The organism is Helicobacter didelphidarum (assembly GCF_003364195.1).
Classification (GTDB): Bacteria; Campylobacterota; Campylobacteria; order Campylobacterales; family Helicobacteraceae; genus Helicobacter_A; species Helicobacter_A didelphidarum.
The window spans coordinates 1-1367 of sequence record NZ_NXLQ01000132.1; the positions used below are offsets into that span (position 1 = coordinate 1).

1 protein-coding gene and 2 pseudogenes are annotated in these 1367 nt (G+C 29.9%); all 3 read right to left on the minus strand.

All coding sequences use genetic code 11. The features are described from left to right. Window positions 1-491 (minus strand): annotated as a pseudogene (locus CQA53_RS11450) (hypothetical protein); the annotation flags it as partial. Beyond that, window positions 488-991: a hypothetical protein gene (locus tag CQA53_RS11455; protein ID WP_115544021.1), complete on the minus strand. Its 504-nt coding sequence runs from the start codon at window positions 989-991 to the stop codon at window positions 488-490. The gene CQA53_RS11455 and the pseudogene CQA53_RS11450, both read right to left, overlap by 4 nt. Next, window positions 988-1367 (minus strand): annotated as a pseudogene (locus tag CQA53_RS11460) (hypothetical protein); the annotation flags it as partial. The gene CQA53_RS11455 and the pseudogene CQA53_RS11460, both read right to left, overlap by 4 nt.

Consider the following 1367-nt stretch of genomic DNA (forward strand, 5'->3'; position numbering starts at 1 on the left):
AATGCTAAAAATATATCTGCTATATAATCACCAGTATTCTCTGTGCCTCTAAAAGCTATGATGTAATTTTGTGTATCTGTATCATAAAATAAAGTAGCACTATATCCTGTAAGAAATGCTAAGAGTGTATCTAGTGAGGCAATATCTGGGATATGATGGACTAATTCATAGCGAAAAAAGAATCTTTGTGCTTGTTCTTTACCAAAGTCGCCATCGAGTGTGCCGATAGTAATTTCTTTTTGTTCTTTACCTAACTGAACAAGTTCAACAACTCTATGATTTTTATACTTTGCATTCAAAATATCTGTAATGTAAATTTCTTGAATTTTAAGTTTATTGTCAGTATCTCTAATTTCATTACCTTGCTCATCTTGCATTACAATAAAGTAAGATTTATTTTGTTTTTCTAAAAAATAGTGAAAATACCCATAGCTAGCCCAAGCCAATTCCGCATTATCTCGAAGCTTTTTAATTATTTCTTTATTTGTCATTTTGCCTCCTTAAAATTACAAATAAACTTATTATCTTTAAAGCATTCTGGCATCTCTCTAATATAAACATTACCACAGGTAATATAATTATCCCACATAACTCTAAAATCCATATTAGCCTCATTACCTAGCATTATGGGTCTCCAATCATACCAAATTGAACCTGATTCATTGATTTCTATTATATTTTTTTCCAAATCCATTTTAATATTTAACTGAGCTTTTATTCTCTTGGTATCATATCTTATTCTTGCAATATAATGATTGTTTTCAAGTTTTAAATTATTTTGTAAATCATTAAGATTAACCCCAAATAATCTTAATGCTTTTTCTGTTCTTTTTTTAGAATGTAGTGTAATATCTAACTCACATATCTCCTTAAACTTCCAATAACTTGGTTGTAATTCATAAGGGATAAAGCCAAAGCTTCCACACCCACTAAACAACACTACCGCAACTAAGATTCCAATAATTGATAATATACTATAACTCATTTTCACGCCACATTCCTTAAATGAGCCTCATAGCCTGAAGCTTGTAGGGATTTATCAAGCACCTTTCTTGTGAATCCATTTGGATTAAAAAGCTTTGCTATACTTTTTACTAATGTTACTAAGAGTTTCCATATTATCCTAATCACTCGTAAAAATATAACTAATGCAGAAGCTACTATACCACCCATACCTGGTGCATTATAAGTATAAACTTCTTTTATCAAACTAGGATAGCCTACACAGAATACTTGTGCTAAATGTCCTCCTAGTGAATGCCCTGTAGCAATGATTTTGATATTTAAAGATTTAAAAAGAGTGATAAAGTCTTGTGTTTTATTTGAATCCTTTGTATTATCATTGATTTGTTGTAACTCGTTTTTTA